Source organism: Lentzea terrae, assembly GCF_003265345.1.
GTDB lineage: Bacteria > Actinomycetota > Actinomycetes > Mycobacteriales > Pseudonocardiaceae > Lentzea > Lentzea terrae.
Genome location: NZ_QFWW01000004.1, coordinates 115,436 through 132,367, shown reverse-complemented (window position 1 = coordinate 132,367; position 16,932 = coordinate 115,436). Strand labels below are relative to the sequence as shown.

The following is a 16,932-nucleotide window of genomic DNA, read 5'->3' as shown; positions in this document are numbered from 1 at the left end:
AGATCTGATGCGCGCACATCGGGCGCTCGCCATCACCGTCACGGCCGCGCTGCTCACCCCGGCGCCGGCACAGGCCGCGGCCGTTCTGTGGGAGGCGGATCCGGCCGAGGGGCCTGCTGCCGTGTTCGACGGGCTGGAGCGGGATCCCGGCAGCATCACCACGGCCAACGACCCGAGGTACGGGGCGTCGATCAAGTACGAGACCTGGGACTGGAGCAACGGCAAGGAGCGCTGCGAGAGCCGGGGCATGCGCAAGAACGGCTCGCCCTACCGGATCGGCTCGGCGGACGTCGGCAAGACGTTCTACTTCGGCTGGCGGGCCAAGTGGGACGTCAACCCCAACGGCGGCCACTGGATCGCGGTCTACCAGCTGCACATCTCCGGGGCGAGCGGGTCGCAGCCGAAGTCCGGGCCGTTCGTGCTGCGGACGCTGGGCGACGGCAAGCTGCACTTCCAGCTCACCGCGCCCACCGGCGGCTCCAGGCACATCTGGACCGTGCCGTTCCCGGCCGGGCAGTGGAACGACTGGGTGATCGGCTTCCGGCTCAGCCGCGGCAACGACGGCTGGGTCGAGCTGTACCGCAACGGCGTGCAGCAGACGTTCAGCAACGGGCAGCAGCGCTACGCGGGCGCGACGCTGTGGGGCACGCACGTCAACACCAAGTGGGGTGTCTACCGGTCGGGCCCCAACAGCGGGCGCGCCACGGCCTGGCTCAACAGCGCCAAGCTCGGCACCAGCTACGCGGACGTCGCGCCGTAGGTCTGCTTCAACGTGAACACGTGGGACGACGGGCCGTGCGAACGCAGGTGCACCAGGCGTTCCTCGGCCTCCGCGACGGTGGGGCGGTGACCGGCGGGCACCCACCACAGCGCGGTCATCGCCTCGGTCGGGTGGTGGAACCACTGCCGCCGGCCGCGCAGGATCGTCCGGTGGGCGTCGCCGTAGACGTAGGCCAGCAACGCCTCCGGTGACTCCCACACGGACATGTTCACGATCAGCCAGTCGTCGTCGAAGATCCGGATCGCGGTCGCGTCGCCCGCCTCGTCCTGCAGGCGCCAGCGGAAGCCGGGCGCGGCGTCCGCGACCGCGTTCACCGGGTCGAGCGCGTCGACGAAGTCCTTGAGCTGCGGGCTGTCCAGCGGCGCCAGCAGCCGGGAGATGTTGACCTGGGCCAGTTCGAAGGTCATCGGCGGTTCCTCGGCACGTGACCCTGCGCCAGCGACAGCCGGTGCTTCGCCACGATCCACTGCTTCACCGCGGGGCGCGTGGCCAGGAACAGGCCGAACGCGCAGACGCACATCAGCACGCCCACACCCAGCGAGGGCAGGAGCTCGGCCGCTCCTCTGCGCACGGAGCGGACCAGCATGACGCCGAGGAAGATGATGGTGACGATCCCGGACATCTGCGACGCCGTGGTGTTCGGGAAGTGCGGGTGGTTGATCGACAGCGCCCCCAGCGCGTTGAACACACCGAACAGGGCGATCAGGACGGCCAGGATGATGCCGACCACCAGGGTGCCGCCCGACATCAGGAAACTGAGGATCACGAACGCCGCGATGCCGAAGATCCCGGCCGCCAGCACCCAGTTCAGCACCGCCAGGACCGTCAACTGGGACGGCTTCGGCGGCAGCCAGCCGGGTGGCGGTTGCTGTTGGTACATCGGAGGTGCGGGCTGTTGCGGTGGCCCGTAGCCGGGCTGCGGGTACGGCTGTTGGTACGGCTGTTGGTACGGCTGTTGGTACGGCTGTTGGTACGGCTGTTGGTACGGCTGTTGGTACGGCTGTTGGTACGGCTGTTGGTACGGCTGTTGGTACGGCTGTTGGTACGGCTGTTGGTACGGCGGCCGCTGCTGCTGCGGCGCTCCCCACTGTGGTGGTTGTGTCATCTCGAATCCCCCTAGACCTGCTGCTGACTCTAGTGTTGAGACGTGACGACGCACCCTGCTCCCAACGTTCCGGACCAGCTCTTCGACGATCCGGCCGCCGAGACCCGGTGGCGCGAGCGGTTCACCGCTCCCCGGATGAGCCTGCCGAGCTGGGCGGACGACGCACCGGACCGCACGTTGTACGTCTCCAACGCGAGCGGCGTGTGGGAGATCTACGCCTGGGACCGCGCGACGGACGAGCACCGCAAGGTCACGGACCGCCCGAACGGCACGTCGCACGGCACGCTGAACCCGGACGGCACCGAGATCTGGTGGTTCGACGACCACGACGGTGACGAGTTCGGCGTCTGGGTGCGCGAGCCGTTCACTGCGGACGGCAGCAAGGCGGAGCCCGCGGTCGCGAACATCCACGCCGGCTACCCCGCCGGGCTGGAGATCGGCCGCAACGTAGTCGCGGTGGCCGCCTCGACCGACGACGGCACGACGGTGTGGCTGTCCCGTGACGGTGCCGCCGCCGAGGTCCTCTACCAGCACGTCAACGACGCCGGCGTGACCGCGATGGCGAAGGACGAGTCGCTGGTCGTGATCGCGCACTCCGAGCACGGCGACAACCGGCACATGGCCCTGCGCGCGCTGAAGGCCTCCGACGGCTCTGTGGTCGCCGAGAAGTGGGACGGCAAGGGTCTCGGTCTGGACGCCATCTCGTTCAGCCCGGTCCGCGGCGACCAGCGCCTGCTCGTGCTGCACGAGCGCCGCGGCCGCGAGGAGCTGCTGATCTGGGACGTCGCCGCCGACACCGAGCAGGAGATCGTCCTCGACCTGCCGGGCGAGGTCGCAGCCGACTGGTACCCGGACGCGTCCGCGTTGCTGATCGTGCACACCCACCACGCCCGCAACACCGTGCACCGCTACGACCTCGCGACCGGCGAGCTGTCCACTCTGGACACCGCGCCCGGCGTGATCGGCTCCGCGGGCGTGCGCCCGGACGGCACGATCGAGTACTCGTGGTCGTCCGCCGAGAAGTCCACGGTGATCCGCGCGCTGGCCACCGACGGCACCGAGCGCGTGCTGGTCGAGCCTGCCGGCGCCCGTCCCGCGACCTCGTTCAAGCTGGAAGACGTCTTCGTCGGCGACGTGCACGCACTCGTCTCGAAGCCCGCCGGCGAGGGCCCGTTCCCGACCGTCTTCCTGATCCACGGCGGCCCGCACTCCTCCGACGAGGACCGCTTCTCGGCCTACCGCGCGGTGTGGCTGGACGCCGGGTTCGCCACCGTCCACGTCAACTACCGCGGTTCCAGCGGCTACGGCTCGAAGTGGCGGGACGCGATCGAGGGCAGGCCGGGCCTCACCGAGCTGGAGGACATCGCCGCCGTCCACGACTGGGCGGTCGAGTCCGGCCTCACCGACCCGTCCCGCTCGGTCCTGAGCGGCGCGTCGTGGGGCGGGTACCTGACGCTGCTCGGCATCGGCGTGCAGCCGGAACGCTGGACCGTCGGCATCGCGGGCGTCCCGGTCGCGGACTACTTCGCCGCGTACGAGGACGAGATGGAGCCGCTGCGGGCGTTCGACCGGGCGCTGTTCGGCGGCTCGCCGGAGGAGCTGCCGGAGCTGTATCGCGAGTGCTCGCCGTTGACCTACGTCTCGCAGGTGACCGCGCCGGTGCTGGTGCTCGCGGGTGAGAACGACCCGCGCTGCCCGATCCGGCAGATCGACAACTACCTCGACGCGCTCGCGGCTCGCGATCACACTTACGAGATGTACCGCTACGACGCGGGACACGGCTCGCTGGTCGTCGCGGAGACCATGCGGCAGACGGCGGCCGAAGTGGACTTCGCGCGGCGGCATCTCGCGAGGTGATCGGGGCAGCTGGGGGGCGGCCGGGTTGACGAAGCACCTGAGGTGGATCTGGCGAGCGCCGTGGACGGCAGCGCTCGTCGGCATCACCTTCGTCGCGGTCCTGGCGGTCGTCGCGGACATCGTGGTCGACTTCGCGGTTTACCAGGCGGACGAGCACGTCGAGGACTGGACGCCGCGGGGTGAACTGGCCGGCGACGAGGCACTGCTGGACCGTGCCGAGCAGGTGTGGCGCGACACGGGTGTCCCCGTCGGCGACGTGGAACCGGTGTACGCCGGCCGCTCGTCATCGCTGCCGGTGAACGTGCTGCTGGTCGCCCTGGCCGGCCAGACCGCTGACGACCGGCCGGTGGTGGCGTTCGTGACCAGCGCGGCCACCGCGGGCGATCCGAGCAGCGATCAGTTGTTCGTGCGAGCGCTGAGCTTCCCGGAGCCGTACGCGATGGCCGTCGGCTTCGTCGCCGCCCGCCAGGAACCCTCCGACTCGCCGATCCCGAACGAGGGCAGCCTGGCATTCGCACTGTCGGCGCCGGGGGTGCCCACGATGATGCTCGGCTCCGACGTCGGTGGCGAAGGACTGCCAGGGGAGATCATCTGGCGGATCCTGCCGCGCGGGGCCGGTGCGTGGAACAGCGGCGTCAACACGTACACCGACGAAGACTCCGATGGGCGGCTCACGCGGCTGGGGGCCGGAGTCCGCGACCACGCGGTGACCGCGGCAACGGTGTCCAGCGTCGGCGACACGATCACCGCCAGGTACGACAAGCCGGCGGCCGGGGACCTGATCGTGAACTCGTCCGTGCTGGTGGGCGTGGTCACGGACGCCTCAGGACGGGTCGACATCGCTCCCATCACCCAGGCCGGCCAGGGCAAGGTGCGCATCAGGTCCGCTGACGTCCCCGGCGTGCTCAAGGCCGGACCGAGCGGCACCCTGACGTTCACCCCCACCGCGCCGAGCGAGCTGAAAGAGAGTGATCAGGTCCTCTTCACCACCACGTCCGGGATCGTGGTCAGGCTCGGCTGGCTGTCCAAGAACTTCAACGGCGAGTGGGACGTGGGGCGTGGCGTCTTCCTGCCCTTGAGCAACCGGCCCTCGCTGGCTGTCACGCCGTAGGGACGACGCGAGGCACCTGGCGAAGTAACCTGGTGATGGCGCTGCCGGAGCGCCTCACCTCCTGATCGGTCACCCACGCTGACCGACGTCGCGGAGGCAAAGGGGATTCCTGTCCTCCCGGCGCCGGTCAGCCGTGTGCACGAAACGCAGCCCGGACGAGCAGAGCAAGGCGTGGGGAACGGCTCGTGCGCGTCCGCGAGAGGCACGTCATGACCGAGCAGAAGTCGTTCAAGCGCCTGGTTCGCGCACGGATGGAGCGCACCGGCGAGTCGTACACCACCGCGCGCAGGCACGTGCTCAAGGATGGACGGCCGGCTGGGCAGATGCACGATTCGTGGCTGCTCAGGGAGATCCTGGACGGCGAGTGGTCCGAGGCGATGCTGGCCGGGCTGGCCGGCGGCATCGGGTTCATGTACTTCGTGTTCGAGTACAAGGGGCACGTGCCGACGATGACGATCGTCGCGCGGCACCACCCCGCGCCGTTCATCCCGACCGCGCTCATGCACGCGAACATCGCGCACGAGGTCACCAGCACCACATCCGCGCGGAGGGCGGAGGCTCAGCTGAGGAACGCCGACGATCCGGTGATCTGCTTGCTGGGCAAGGAGAAGCACCCGGTCGGGGTGCTGGGGGTCGACGGCGACACGGTCACCGTGCACAACCACGGCACGAACACGCAGCCCCTCAGCGAGTTCATGAGCAGTTGGGGTCAGGGCAAGCACGAGATGATCAGCATCGGTGAGCGGATCGGGGAGCCGGACGTCGCCAAGGCGGTCGAGATGACGTGCGAGCACCTGACCGGACCGGTGCTGGGCAACAACTTCGACGTCAACTTCGGCTTCTCTGGCATGCGCAAGCTCGCGGAACAGTTGCGCGACAAGGGGAAGAAGGGTTGGAGCCGGCGCTGGCCCGACCAAGAAGGCAGGAGCGCGGTCATGCAGCGGCTGCACGACTGCCTGGAGGTCCAGTACACGGCGCCGAAAGCCACCAGGCCGCTCTACGCCGAGTTCCTCACCGAGAACGACCTGCCCGGCGCGCAAGAGTTCCAGCAGGCAGGACAGCTCTGGTCGGAGATCGCGCGCGGGGGCGACTACGACGAGCTGGCCGAGAAAGTCGACGAGGCCCGCTCCATCGAGGAGCGGGCCGTCCGTCAACTCATGGGCTAGGCCGACTGGGCCTGCCACATCCAGTGCGCCTGCTCCAGCTCCTGCGTGATGCCGATGAGCAGGTCCTGGGTCACGAGGTCCGGCTTGTCGGTCTCGTCGATGCGGGACCGCATCCGCGAGATCAGCGACGCCAGGGCTGCCGTGATCGACGTGACGACCTGGTCTTCCTTCAGCCAGCCGGAAGAGATCTCGGACACGCCGGACGACGCGGCGATGGTCTTCGCCATGCCGTTCGGCGTGACGCCGAGAGCGGCCGCGCGCTCGGCGACCTGGTCGGCGGCATTGCGCGCCAGGACGACCAGTTCGTCGAGCTGGAGGTGAATGCTGCGGAAGTTCTTGCCGATCACGTTCCAGTGCGCCTGCTTCCCGATCAGGGACAGGTCGACGAGGTCGACCAGCGCCGCCTGCAGAACTGCTCCCACCGCGTCACGGTCGGAGTCGGACAGCGGGCTGGTGATCGGGTTCTTGGCCATGGTTGAACGCGCCTCCTCAGACGGTGACGGTGAGCGCCACCTCGATGTTGCCGCGCGTCGCGTTCGAGTACGGGCAGACCTGGTGGGCCTGCTCGACGAGCTTCTCCGCGACCGCCTGGTCGAATCCGGGGATGGTGACCGCGAGCTCGACGGTGAGCTGGAAGCCCCCGGCGCCGTTCGGGCCGATCCCCACCTTGGCGGTTACCTCAGAAGAAGCGAGCTGAATCTTGCTCGCGCGCGCGACTGCGGCGAGAGCGGAGTTGAAGCAGGCCGCGTAACCGGCCGCGAAGAGCTGCTCCGGGTTGGTCGCGTCACCGCCGGGGCCGCCCATCTCCTTCGGGACCGACAGCACCTCGTCGATCACGCCGTCGGAGGAGCGCACCTCGCCGTTGCGGCCTTCTCCGTAAGCAGTTGCCTCGGCCGTGTACAGCGTGTTCATTCCGCTCTCCCTTGAGTCAGTGGTTTTGTTACCCACTGGTACCCAACGGGTCGCACGCGACTTATCTGCCCGATCGTGAGTCAGTTCACGTCGAGTTGAGACGCATGGCGCAGCGCGAACTCGACGACCTGGCGGCCGATCACTCGAAGGTTGCGGTCCACGTCGCTGTCCGAGCAAGCGCCGTCGCCGTCGAACTTGACCTGCGCGGAGTTGATCGCGGCACCGAGCGGCGTCGGCCAGCCGCGCAGCGCGTGCACGATCGAGCGGACCGCCGACAAGGTGTTCACCGCGGCCTGCCAGCCGTACGCGGCGGTGATGGTGCCGACCGCGCGGCCGTCCAGATAAGGGCGCTCGTCGTCGCGCAGGTCCTCGATGTAGTCGAGCGCGTTCTTCACCAGGCCGGACACGGTGCCGTGGTAGCCGGGAGACACGAGGATCACGCCGTCCGCGCGACGCAGGTCCTCGACCATCTTCAACGCGATGTCCGTGCGTTCCGGCACCGACGGGTCGTAGAACGGGAGCACCAGCTCAGGGCCGCTGTACTGGATCGTCTGCGCTCCGAGCTCGCGAGCACCGGCCAGGGCCACCCGCAGCGCCCGCTCGGACTGCGAGTCGGACCTGATCGAGCCGCCGATGCCCACCACCGTCACCGTCATGACGCCGATCCTTCCACCTCCAGATACCTGGAGATCCAGCACTACTCGCTAGTAACGTGCAACACATGTCGAACTTCCAGGCGGCCGTGCTGGCCGGTGCTCTGCGCTTCGCGTTCGGTCTGCCCGGCCCGGTGCGCCGTCTCATCGCCGGTACCCCGATCCGTCTGGACGGCCAGGACCTGCACCCGGAGGCGCAGCTGCTGCTGAAGCTGGCACACCTGTCCGGGACGGACTGGCGCACGAAGACAGCATCCGAGAGCCGCCTCGACCTGGAGTTGAGTTCGAAGCTCGTGGCGGGTCCGAAGATCACCGGAGTCGGCGCGCGCGAGCTCACGATCGGCGAGTTCGCCGGCCGTCTCTACACGCCGGACGGCCTGGCGGAGGGCTCGGCGTTGTTGATCTTCTACCACGGTGGCGGCTGGGTCACCGGAGGTCTGGAGACCCACGACAACCTGTGCCGGTTCCTCGCCAGGGAGGCGGGCGTGCGGGTGCTGGCGGCCGACTACCGGCTCGCGCCCGAGTACCCGTTCCCAGCGGCGGTCGACGACGCCGCGGAGGTGCTGCGCTACGCCGTCGCGAAGGCCGGGGACCTGGGCATCGACCCGAAGCGGATCGCACTGGGCGGTGACAGCGCCGGCGGCAACCTGGCGGCGGTGACCGCGCACGCCGCCGAGATCGACATCGCTTTCCTGCTGCTCTTCTACCCCGGCGTGGACGCGTCGGTGCGCCGCCGGTCGCGCGAGATCTTCGGCAACGGGTTCTTCCTTACCGACGAGAAGATGGACTGGTTCCTCGACCAGTACAGCGCCGGCGGCCGGGACCGGCACGACCCGCGGCTGTCGATCATGCTCGCCGACGACCTCTCCGGCCTGCCCCCGACCTACATCGCAACCGCGGGCTACGACCCGTTGCGCGACGAGGGCGAGGCCTTCGCGGAACGCCTGGCCGGCGAGGGTGTGCCGGTCGTGCTGCGCAGGCACGAGGGCCTGTTCCACGGCTTCGCGAACGTGCTCGGCGTCGGCGGGATCTTCCGCGAGGCCGTGTCCGAAGCCGTCGGCGCGCTGCGGACCGGCCTCGCGCTGGCGAACTCCGCTCAGGACGTGGCCGAGACCGCCTGACGCTGACGGGAGAACGCCCAGCCCAGACCGGCGATCACCAGTCCGGCCAATCCTGCGACGACGAAGCCGAGCGGGGGCCCGCTGTGGTCCACGGCAAGCCCCGCGAGCGGCTGACCTGCCGCGACGCCGAACGTGAACGCCGAACCCTGCAGGCCCAGCGCCAGCCCGCGGGCCGAGGCGGGCGCGTGCTTGCTGATCTGCTCGGTCGAGGCGGCGATCGTCGGCGCGCACAGGAGGTTCATCGGGATCAGCGCGAGCGCCAGCAGCGCCACGTTGCCGTCGCCGATGCCGACCGGGATCTCGAGCAGCGCCATGCCCGCCAGCAGCACCACGCCACCCGGCACCCGTTTCAGGCTGCCGTAGACGAGTCCGCCGAGCGCCGACGCCGCGCACATCACCACGAAGATCAGGCCGAGCCAGCTCTGCTCGCCGACGCGTTCCAGTGACGCGATCGAGGCGATCTCCATGCCCGACAACGCCATGGTGGCGCCGAACGGGATGATCAACGCGGTGATCGCCGGCCCGCGCAACCACTCCCGCACCTTCGGTTGTGGACCGTCGACGACCTCGTCCTCGTGCACCAGCACCGGGTTCACCACGAACAGCACCGCGCTGGCCACGAGGATCGCCACGCCGATCGAGACGAGCGCCGTGCCGCTCGAGAACTTCGTCGCGATCAGCACCCCGGCGGCAGGCCCGACCATGAACGACAGCTCGACCGAGATCGAGTCCAGCGAGAAGGCCGGACGTCGTTGTCCTTCCGGCACGAGCGCGGTCAACGCCTGCCGTCCGATCGACATCATCGGCACCGCGACCAGGCCGTTGGCGAACGCGAGCACCAGCAGCAGGTAGTACTCCATCAGCGGCGCCGTCACCCAGAAGACGCCTTCGAGCAGGCTCAGCGCGAGCGTGATCCGCAGGCCCTTGCTGTCGACCAGCTTGCCCATCAACGGCGACCCGAGGCCGAGGCCGATCATGGTCGCGAACCCCACCGTGCCGGCCGCCGCGTAACCCTTGTCGAGCGTGGTGACCACGTGCAGGGTCACCGTGACACCCGCCGCCGTCGGAGGAATCCTGGCGAACAACATCAGCAGCATCAGGGGACGAACCCCCGGTAGCGCCAGGACGTGTTTGAACGGGGCGAGGTTCACGCCCCTCATCGTCACCCCACTGGCAATGGATTTACCCGCTCGCGCTGCCGGGCGAGCAGCCAGGCGACACCCGCCACCAGCAGCCCGACCACGCCGACGACGGCGAACCCGAGCGGGGCGCCGCCGTGGTCGATCGCCACGCCCGCGAGCGGTGCGCCGACCGCGCTGCCCGCCGTGAACGCCGAGCCCTGCAGGCCGATCGCCATGCCACGAGCTGTGGGCGGGGCCAGCCTGCTGATGTGCTCGCCCGACGCCGCGATCAACGGTGCGACCGTCAGGTTCATCGGGATGAGGAGCACGCACAGCCACAGCACGCTGCCGTCGCCGAGCCCGACCGGGATCTCGCAGGCGGCCATCACCACGAGCAGAACGAGCACGCTGGGTGCCCTCTTCACCCCGCCGTAGACCAGACCGCCGACGATCGACGCCGCGCACATCGCGACGAACACGACGCCCAGCAGGCTCGCCTTGCCGATGTGCTCCAGCGACGCGATCGCCGACACCTCCATGCCCGTGAGGCACACGGTCGCCCCGACGCAGACGATCAGGACGCCGACGATCCGGCCGCGCAGCCACTCGAACAACCGCGGCTTCGGCCCGTCGACGACGACCTCGTCCTCGTGGATCATCGGCGGGTTCGCCCAGTACAGCAGCACCCCGGCGATCAGGGTCGAGACACCGATGAACATCAACGCCGCGTTCGTGGAGAACTTGGTGGCGACGAAGACGCCGAGCGCAGGTCCGCCCATGAACGACAGCTCGACCGAGATCGAGTCGACGGACAACGCGACCCGGCGCTGGTGTTCCGGCACGAGCGCGGTGATCACCTGGCGGCCGATCGACATCATCGGCACGCCGAGCAGGCCGACGAGGAACGAGCTGACCAGCAGCACCCAGTAGCCCATCAACGGTGCGGTGAGCCAGAACGCCGCGGACGCCGTGACGCTGATCGTGAGCATCGCCCGCAGCCCGCGTTCGTCCACCAGCTTGCCCATCAGCGGAGCGCCCAGCCCCATGCCGATGGTGCCCGCCGCCCCGACCAGTCCAGCGGCTCCGTAGCCCTGGTTCAGGGTGACCGCCACGTGCAGCGTCAAGATCACGCCGGTCGCCGCCGGGGGCATCCGCGCGAAGAACATCAGCAGCGTGAGCGGACGAACCTTGGGCAGCAGGAGGACGTGTTTGAAGGGGGCGAGATCCACACCGCCATCCTCACTCGGGTGGCAAAATGTTTAACCCTTCGTTTTCTTGATGTGCTCAAGATCCCAGGACTAGGGTGACGGCCGTGGCAGCACTGGACCACCTCGTGTGTCGCGAATGCGGCCGGGTCGAAGACGTCGACTGCGTCTTCGAGCCGGCGATCGAGCTCGCCGGCTTCCACGTCGAACGTGCCGAGGTCACGTTCTGGGGCCGGTGCCCTCGCTGTACAGCTCCTCCAGCGCCCGGTACGCCTTCGCCACGAACGGCCGTGCCTGCGCGTACCTCCTGATGGCGTCCTCGTCCGGCGTGATCGTCTGAATCGGCTGCACGAGGTCGACCGTCAACGACTCGATCTCGCCCAACGCGCGCCACGCCAGCAGGGCCGCGCCCACGGCCGAGCCGCCCGTGTCCTCGGTGAGGTGCAGCGGCATGCCGAGGGTGTTGGCCAGGGTCTGCGCCCAGATCGGGGCCCGGAAGGCACCGCCGGTGATCCGCAACGAGTCGACGTGCGGAACGGCGTCCAGCACGAGCGCCAGTTGCTGGCAGACGCCTTCCACCAGCGCCCTGGTGATCTGCGGCGGCGTGTGTTCCCGGCGCAGGCCGAACAACGCGGCGTGCACGGTCGGGTCCCACCACGGTGCCCGCTCGCCGAGCAGGTAGGGCAGGGCGACCAGGCCGTCCGAGTCGACTGCTCCGGCTTGTTCCAGCAGCTCCCCCACCGGAACACCGAACGTCTCGGAGGCCCACTGCGCGACCACGCCGCCGTTGCTGATCGCGCCACCGCGGACCCACAGGCCTTCGGCGATGGCGTAGCTGAACGTGCGGCCTTCCTCGTCGACGCCCGGACCCTGTTGCGCCACGCGGAGTGCGCCGGACGTGCCGAGCGAAACCGCGCCGGAACCGGGAGTGGCCGCGCCGACGCCCAGGTTGCCGAGCGGGCCGTCGCCACCGCCGATGATGACCGGGATGCCTGGGCGCAGACCGGGGATCTCGGCCTTGAGGGGCGTCGAGTGCGTGGGTTCGACGAGCGGTGGGAGCTGGTCGGCGGACACCCCGGCGAACTCCAGCGACGGCTCGTGCCACTGCAGGGTGTGGATGTTCATCAGACCCGTGCCGGAACCGCACGAGTGCTCGTTGAGCAGCTCGCCGGTCAGGTGCAGGTGCACGAAGTCCTTGATCTCGCACCACTTCGCGGCCTGCACGCCGTTCTCGTGGAACCACGCGAGCTTCATCAGCGGCGTGAACGAGTGGATCGGGGCGCCGGTGGCCTGGTGCAGGGCGAGTCCCTCGGCCGTACCGCGCAGGCGTTCGGTCTGCTCGATGGCGCGGTTGTCGGCCCAGCTCAGCGACTCCGTGACCGGACGCAGCGAGGCGTCCAGGCCCATGATCGAGTGCATGGCGCCGGTCAACGCGATGGCGCGGACGTCCTCGGACGCCAGCTCGGCCAGCGCGTCGAGTGCGGCGTTCAGGACCTCGAACGGGTCGTGGGTGGCTTCCACGCCACTGGTGCGCATCGGGTAGGCGCGCTCGGTCGAGGCCACCACGCGGGCCTGGGCGTCGACCGCGACGACCTTCGTGGCCGTGGTGCCGAGATCCACCGCGAGAACGATCATGCGCTGTCCCGGACCGCGGTGAACACGCCGAAGCTCGGGCACTGCAGCAGCCCGTCCCAGGACTCCTCTTCGTCCGGCACCACGACCGGCTGGCGGGTCACGTCCGTCAGGCCGGCGCGGACGAGCGCGTCCTCGAACACGCCGCGCTCCCAGTAGAAGGAGTCGAAGTCGAACGGCGGGTCGCCCAGGACGCGCACGCGGACCGGCTGCTTCAGGTTCATGGGGCCGGTGGGGATGATCTCGTAGCCGTAGCGGCCGTACTGCGCGTACAGCTCCCAGTCCGGTTCCGGATTGGGCACGAGCACGACGAGTCGCCCGTTCTCCGCCAGGTTGGCCTCGAGGTTGCTGATCATCGCGTCGAGCGCCGGCACGTCGTCCGCGTAGCCGAGCAGCCAGACGGCCGTCACCACGTCGAACTCGCCGAGCACCGGCAGCGTGGTCGCGTCGTGCTGCTGGTAGGTGATGCCACGCCATTCGCGTCGCTCGACGTGACGGGCGTACTCGATCATCTCGCCGGCCGAGTCGACGCCCGCCACCTTCGTCGCGCCGAGGTCGTGGAAGAGCCGTGCGTAGAAACCGGTGCCGCACGCCACGTCCAGCACGGACTTCCCGCGCAGGTCACCGACGGCCGACAGCAGCGTCGCGCGTTCGGCCAGCCCGGTCGGGATGTGCTTGGCCCGCTCGTAGATCGCGCCCAGCGCGTCGTACTGCTCGTCGCTCTCCGCCATGACCTCAGCCTAGGAGGGCGGGTAGCGGGTGAACCACTCCTGTGCCATCGGCGCGGCCGGACCGGTCTCCACGGCCCAGTCGGCGACCATCCGGTCGATCACGTCGCGGAACTGGACGCGCTCGACCCAGTCCGGCCGGATCCTGTCGACACCGTGCAGCGCACCGACCAGGTTGCCGCACATGGACGCCGTCGAGTCGCTGTCGCCACCGTGGTTGACCGAGATCAGCAACGCGTGGTTCGGGTCGTCGGTGACGAGTGCCGAGTACAACGCGATCGCGAGCGCGGTGTCGCCGACGCCGCCACGCCCGAGCTGCTCGACCCGCGCGACGCTCGGGTCCCGCAACGCGGCGAGCTCGACAGCCTGGTCGATGCCGGCGAGCACCTCCTCGTGGCCTTCGCACCGCACGAGCGGAGGGACCGCCACGTCGAGTGCGGCCAGCAAACCCCTGCCGCGCAACAGTTGGTGGACCAGCACGGCGAACACGCCCGCGGACAGGTAACCGCTCGGATGGCCGTGCGTGAGGGCGGCGTTGTCGGCGGCCAGCGCGAACACCACGGCCGGATCGTGGTCGGCGAGCGCGACCGGCGCGACCCTCATGGCGCCGCCACAACCCTTGGAGTTGTTGACGGGCTTGGTGATCGTGGCCTGCGCGCCGGTGCGGGCGTACTCCTGCAACGCACTCGTGCAGGTGAGTCCTGGCGCTCGCCTGCGGAAGAGGTCGGCGTGCGAGACCAGCCAGCCGTCCGGTTCGTCCAGAGTGGACGGACCGCGTGCCTTGTCCCACGGGGTTTTCTGAGTGTGCAGCCACCGCTGGTAGGCGTTTTGGGTGACGTCGGTGAGATCGGCCCTGCCGGTGAGGCGTGCGCGGACGTGCGACCTGATGACCGCCTCGAACGTGAACAGCGTCATCTGCGTGTCGTCGGTGATGTCCGGCTTGGCCGGCAGGTCGGTGACGCCGGCCGGGCCGTGCCGTTCGTACACGACCTCCATCGGCAGGTTCTCGGTGTTCGCGCCGAGCGCGTCGCCGATCGCACCGCCGATGAGGCAGCCGCGCAGCCTGCGGTCGTCCGGCGGCCGCACCACGAAGAAGTCGTGTCCCCGCGCGTCGGTCCACCGGCGCGGGCCCCAGGTCCAGTTGATCTCCCCCATCGCCGCCCGACCATACCGGCCGGGCGGCGGGGAGATGACCGGATCAGAGGCGCTTGGCGAGCTCTTCCGCGACCTCGTAGGTGTTCAGCGCGGCACCCTTGCGCAGGTTGTCGCCGCACACGAAGAAGTCCAGCGTGTTCGGGAAGTCCAGCGCCTGGCGCACGCGGCCCACGTACGTCGGGTCGCCGCCCACGACGTCGGCGGGCGTCGGGAACTTCTTCGCCGCCGGGTCGTCGATCAGGACGATCGTCGGCTGCTCCTCGAAGATCTTGTGCGCGGCCTCGACCGTGACCTCACGGGCGAAGGTGGCGTGCACCGACAGCGAGTGCGTGGTGACGACCGGGACGCGGACGCAGGTGGCCGAGACCTTCAGGTCCGGGATGCCGAGGATCTTGCGAGCCTCGTTGCGGACCTTCAGCTCCTCCGACGACCAGCCGTCGTCCTTCAGCGAACCCGCCCACGGCACCACGTTGAGCACCAGCGGAGCCGGGAACGGCGAGTCGTCGGCCGACAGACCGGCGGCGGCCAGCGCCTCGGCCACGTCACCCGCGACGACACCCGCCTCCTTGCCGGCCAGCGCGCTGATCTCGGCGTAGAGGCGGTCGATGCCGGACTGACCCGCACCGGACGCGGCCTGGTACGAGGCCACGACCAGTTCCTTCAGCTCGAACTCGCGGTGCAGGGCACCGAGCGACGCCATCATCGACAGCGTCGTGCAGTTCGGGTTCGAGATGATGCCGCGCGGGCGGTTCTCGATCTGGTCCGCGTTGACCTCGGGCACGACCAGCGGCACGTCCGAGTCCATCCGGAACGCGCCGGAGTTGTCGATCGCGATGGCACCGCGCTCGGCGGCGATCGGGGCCCACTCGGCCGAGACCTCGTCCGGCACGTCGAACATCGCGATGTCGACGCCGTCGAACGCCTCGGGCGAGAGCGCGATGACCGTCAGCTCCTGGCCGCGCACGCTGATCTTCTTGCCGGCCGAGCGCGCGGACGCGATCAGCCGGACCTCGCCCCACGGGAAGTCGGAGCGGGTGTTCATGATGTCGATCATCACGGTGCCCACGGCACCGGTCGCGCCAACGAGCGCGAGCACTGGGGCGGTCATCGGCCAGTCCCTGCGTAGACGACGGCCTCTTCCTCGCCACCGAGCTCGAACGCGTCGTGCAGGGCACGGACGGCGTCGTCGAGCTGGGTGTCGCGGCAGATGACCGAGATGCGGATCTCCGAGGTGGAGATGATGTCGATGTTGACGCCGGCCGTGGCCAGCGCCTCGCAGAACGTCGCCGTGACGCCTGGGTGCGAGCGCATGCCCGCGCCGATCAGCGACACCTTGCCGACGTGCTCGTCGTAGAGGACCTGGTCGAACCCGATCTCGCCGCGGGCCTTCTCCAGCGCCGCCACCGCGCGCGGGCCGTCGACCTTGGCCAGCGTGAACGTGATGTCGGTGCGGCCGGACGCCGCCTGCGAGACGTTCTGCACGACCATGTCGATGTCGAGCTCGGCCTGGGCCACAACCCGGAAGATCTTGGCCGCGATACCGGGGTGGTCGGGCACGGCGGTGACAGTGATCTTGGCTTCAGACCGGTCGTGCGCGACGCCGGTGATCATCGCCTGTTCCACGTGAAGGTCCTCCACTGAACCGGACACGATGGTTCCGGTCTTGTTGCTGAACGAAGAGCGGACATGCACGGGCACGTTGTAGCGGCGGGCGTACTCCACGCAGCGGAGCATCAGCACCTTGGCGCCACACGCGGCCATCTCGAGCATTTCCTCGTACGTGATCGTGTCGAGCTTCTTCGCGTTCGGCACGATGCGCGGGTCGGCGGTGTAGACGCCGTCCACGTCGGTGTAGATCTCGCACACGTCGGCCTTGGTCGCGGCCGCGAGCGCCACCGCGGTGGTGTCGCTGCCGCCGCGGCCGAGCGTGGTGATCTCCTTCGAGTCCTGGGAGACGCCCTGGAAGCCCGCGACGATCGCGATTGCCCCTTCGGACGTCGCGTCCTGGATCCGGCTCGGCGTCACGTCGATGATGCGTGCTTTGCCGTGCACCGAGGTCGTGATCACGCCGGCCTGCGAGCCCGTGTAGGACCGCGCCTCGGCACCGAGCGAGTGGATGGCCATCGCGAGCAGGGACATCGAGATCCGCTCACCCGAGGTGAGCAGCATGTCGAGCTCACGCGCTGGCGGCACCGGGGAGACCTGGCGGGCGAGGTCGAGCAGTTCGTCGGTCGTGTCACCCATGGCGGACACGACGACCACGACGTCGTTCCCCGCCTTTTTGGTCGCGACGATGCGCTCGGCCACGCGTTTGATCCGCTCGGCACTCTCTACCGATGAACCGCCGTACTTCTGGACGACGAGCGCCACCGACCTGACCTCCTT

Annotated in this window: 17 protein-coding genes; 5 read left to right on the top strand and 12 right to left on the bottom strand. The window is 69.4% G+C overall.

Going from position 1 to position 16,932, the window contains the following annotated elements:
- Positions 1-7: 7 nt before the first annotated feature.
- Positions 8-760, top strand: a complete 753-nt coding sequence (locus tag DI276_RS07430) for a heparin lyase I family protein (RefSeq protein ID WP_112262534.1) — start codon at positions 8-10, stop codon at positions 758-760.
- Here DI276_RS07430 and DI276_RS07425 read toward each other — a convergent pair.
- Entirely contained in the window at positions 739-1,188 is a 450-nt protein-coding gene (locus DI276_RS07425; protein WP_112262533.1) for a DUF3291 domain-containing protein, read from the bottom strand. The two genes, DI276_RS07430 and DI276_RS07425, sit on opposite strands and share 22 nt — an antisense overlap.
- Positions 1,185-1,886, bottom strand: coding sequence for a hypothetical protein (locus tag DI276_RS50780; RefSeq protein ID WP_198680503.1), 702 nt, complete (start codon positions 1,884-1,886; stop codon positions 1,185-1,187). Before DI276_RS50780 ends, DI276_RS07425 begins: the two co-directional genes overlap by 4 nt.
- A 42-nt stretch (positions 1,887-1,928) precedes the next feature.
- Between DI276_RS50780 and DI276_RS07415 the strand changes: the two genes are divergently transcribed.
- From DI276_RS07415 to DI276_RS07405, 3 genes are all read left to right on the top strand, one after another.
- On the top strand, positions 1,929-3,743 hold the full coding sequence (locus tag DI276_RS07415; protein ID WP_198680502.1) for a prolyl oligopeptidase family serine peptidase: 1,815 nt from the start codon (positions 1,929-1,931) through the stop codon (positions 3,741-3,743).
- Positions 3,744-3,768: 25 nt separating this feature from the next.
- Positions 3,769-4,854, top strand: coding sequence for a hypothetical protein (locus tag DI276_RS07410; protein WP_112262532.1), 1,086 nt, complete (start codon positions 3,769-3,771; stop codon positions 4,852-4,854).
- A 185-nt stretch (positions 4,855-5,039) separates the two neighbouring features.
- Entirely contained in the window at positions 5,040-6,020 is a 981-nt protein-coding gene (locus DI276_RS07405) for a DUF4872 domain-containing protein (protein ID WP_112262531.1), read from the top strand.
- On the opposite strand, the gene DI276_RS07400 is transcribed toward DI276_RS07405, so the two are convergent.
- The 3 genes from DI276_RS07400 to DI276_RS07390 all read right to left on the bottom strand — a co-directional run bounded on the left by DI276_RS07400 (position 6,017) and on the right by DI276_RS07390 (position 7,588).
- Entirely contained in the window at positions 6,017-6,493 is a 477-nt protein-coding gene (locus tag DI276_RS07400) for a Dps family protein (protein ID WP_112262530.1), read from the bottom strand. The two genes, DI276_RS07405 and DI276_RS07400, sit on opposite strands and share 4 nt — an antisense overlap.
- 16 nt (positions 6,494-6,509) lie before the next feature.
- Entirely contained in the window at positions 6,510-6,932 is a 423-nt protein-coding gene (locus DI276_RS07395) for an organic hydroperoxide resistance protein (protein ID WP_112262529.1), read from the bottom strand.
- Between the two features lie 80 nt (positions 6,933-7,012).
- Positions 7,013-7,588 carry an NADPH-dependent FMN reductase gene (locus tag DI276_RS07390; RefSeq protein ID WP_112262528.1) on the bottom strand — a complete coding sequence of 192 codons (576 nt, stop codon included), beginning with the start codon at positions 7,586-7,588 and terminating at the stop codon, positions 7,013-7,015.
- 65 nt (positions 7,589-7,653) lie between these two features.
- Between DI276_RS07390 and DI276_RS07385 the strand changes: the two genes are divergently transcribed.
- Positions 7,654-8,706: an alpha/beta hydrolase gene (locus tag DI276_RS07385; RefSeq protein ID WP_112262527.1), complete on the top strand. Its 1,053-nt coding sequence runs from the start codon at positions 7,654-7,656 to the stop codon at positions 8,704-8,706.
- Here the strand turns inward: DI276_RS07385 and DI276_RS07380 are convergent.
- From DI276_RS07380 to DI276_RS07350, 7 genes are all read right to left on the bottom strand, one after another.
- A complete protein-coding gene (locus tag DI276_RS07380) occupies positions 8,682-9,857 on the bottom strand; it encodes an MFS transporter (RefSeq protein WP_157984568.1) in 1,176 nt (391 codons plus the stop codon). The genes DI276_RS07385 and DI276_RS07380 overlap by 25 nt on opposite strands.
- Before the next feature lie 11 nt (positions 9,858-9,868).
- Positions 9,869-11,056 carry an MFS transporter gene (locus DI276_RS07375; protein WP_112262525.1) on the bottom strand — a complete coding sequence of 396 codons (1,188 nt, stop codon included), beginning with the start codon at positions 11,054-11,056 and terminating at the stop codon, positions 9,869-9,871.
- Positions 11,057-11,251: 195 nt separating this feature from the next.
- Positions 11,252-12,667, bottom strand: a complete 1,416-nt coding sequence (locus DI276_RS07370; RefSeq protein ID WP_112262524.1) for a gluconokinase — start codon at positions 12,665-12,667, stop codon at positions 11,252-11,254.
- A complete protein-coding gene (locus DI276_RS07365; RefSeq protein WP_112262523.1) occupies positions 12,664-13,395 on the bottom strand; it encodes a class I SAM-dependent methyltransferase in 732 nt (243 codons plus the stop codon). Before DI276_RS07365 ends, DI276_RS07370 begins: the two co-directional genes overlap by 4 nt.
- A gap of 9 nt (positions 13,396-13,404) precedes the next feature.
- Positions 13,405-14,547 carry an ADP-ribosylglycohydrolase family protein gene (locus DI276_RS07360; RefSeq protein ID WP_112262522.1) on the bottom strand — a complete coding sequence of 381 codons (1,143 nt, stop codon included), beginning with the start codon at positions 14,545-14,547 and terminating at the stop codon, positions 13,405-13,407.
- A gap of 43 nt (positions 14,548-14,590) precedes the next feature.
- Positions 14,591-15,655 (bottom strand): aspartate-semialdehyde dehydrogenase, encoded by a 1,065-nt coding sequence (locus tag DI276_RS07355; protein ID WP_112262521.1) that lies wholly within the window; start codon positions 15,653-15,655, stop codon positions 14,591-14,593.
- Positions 15,652-16,917 carry an aspartate kinase gene (locus DI276_RS07350; protein WP_112262520.1) on the bottom strand — a complete coding sequence of 422 codons (1,266 nt, stop codon included), beginning with the start codon at positions 16,915-16,917 and terminating at the stop codon, positions 15,652-15,654. Before DI276_RS07350 ends, DI276_RS07355 begins: the two co-directional genes overlap by 4 nt.
- Positions 16,918-16,932 lie beyond the last annotated feature (15 nt).

Coding starts and splice junctions, on each gene's coding strand:
- DI276_RS07430 (WP_112262534.1), top strand. CDS start 8: ATGCGCGCACATCGGGCGCTCGCCATCACCGTCACGGCCGCGCTGCTC.
- DI276_RS07425 (WP_112262533.1), bottom strand. CDS start 1,188: ATGACCTTCGAACTGGCCCAGGTCAACATCTCCCGGCTGCTGGCGCCG.
- DI276_RS50780 (WP_198680503.1), bottom strand. CDS start 1,886: ATGACACAACCACCACAGTGGGGAGCGCCGCAGCAGCAGCGGCCGCCG.
- DI276_RS07400 (WP_112262530.1), bottom strand. CDS start 6,493: ATGGCCAAGAACCCGATCACCAGCCCGCTGTCCGACTCCGACCGTGAC.
- DI276_RS07395 (WP_112262529.1), bottom strand. CDS start 6,932: ATGAACACGCTGTACACGGCCGAGGCAACTGCTTACGGAGAAGGCCGC.
- DI276_RS07390 (WP_112262528.1), bottom strand. CDS start 7,588: ATGACGGTGACGGTGGTGGGCATCGGCGGCTCGATCAGGTCCGACTCG.
- DI276_RS07385 (WP_112262527.1), top strand. CDS start 7,654: ATGTCGAACTTCCAGGCGGCCGTGCTGGCCGGTGCTCTGCGCTTCGCG.
- DI276_RS07370 (WP_112262524.1), bottom strand. CDS start 12,667: ATGATCGTTCTCGCGGTGGATCTCGGCACCACGGCCACGAAGGTCGTC.
- DI276_RS07365 (WP_112262523.1), bottom strand. CDS start 13,395: ATGGCGGAGAGCGACGAGCAGTACGACGCGCTGGGCGCGATCTACGAG.
- DI276_RS07360 (WP_112262522.1), bottom strand. CDS start 14,547: ATGGGGGAGATCAACTGGACCTGGGGCCCGCGCCGGTGGACCGACGCG.
- DI276_RS07355 (WP_112262521.1), bottom strand. CDS start 15,655: ATGACCGCCCCAGTGCTCGCGCTCGTTGGCGCGACCGGTGCCGTGGGC.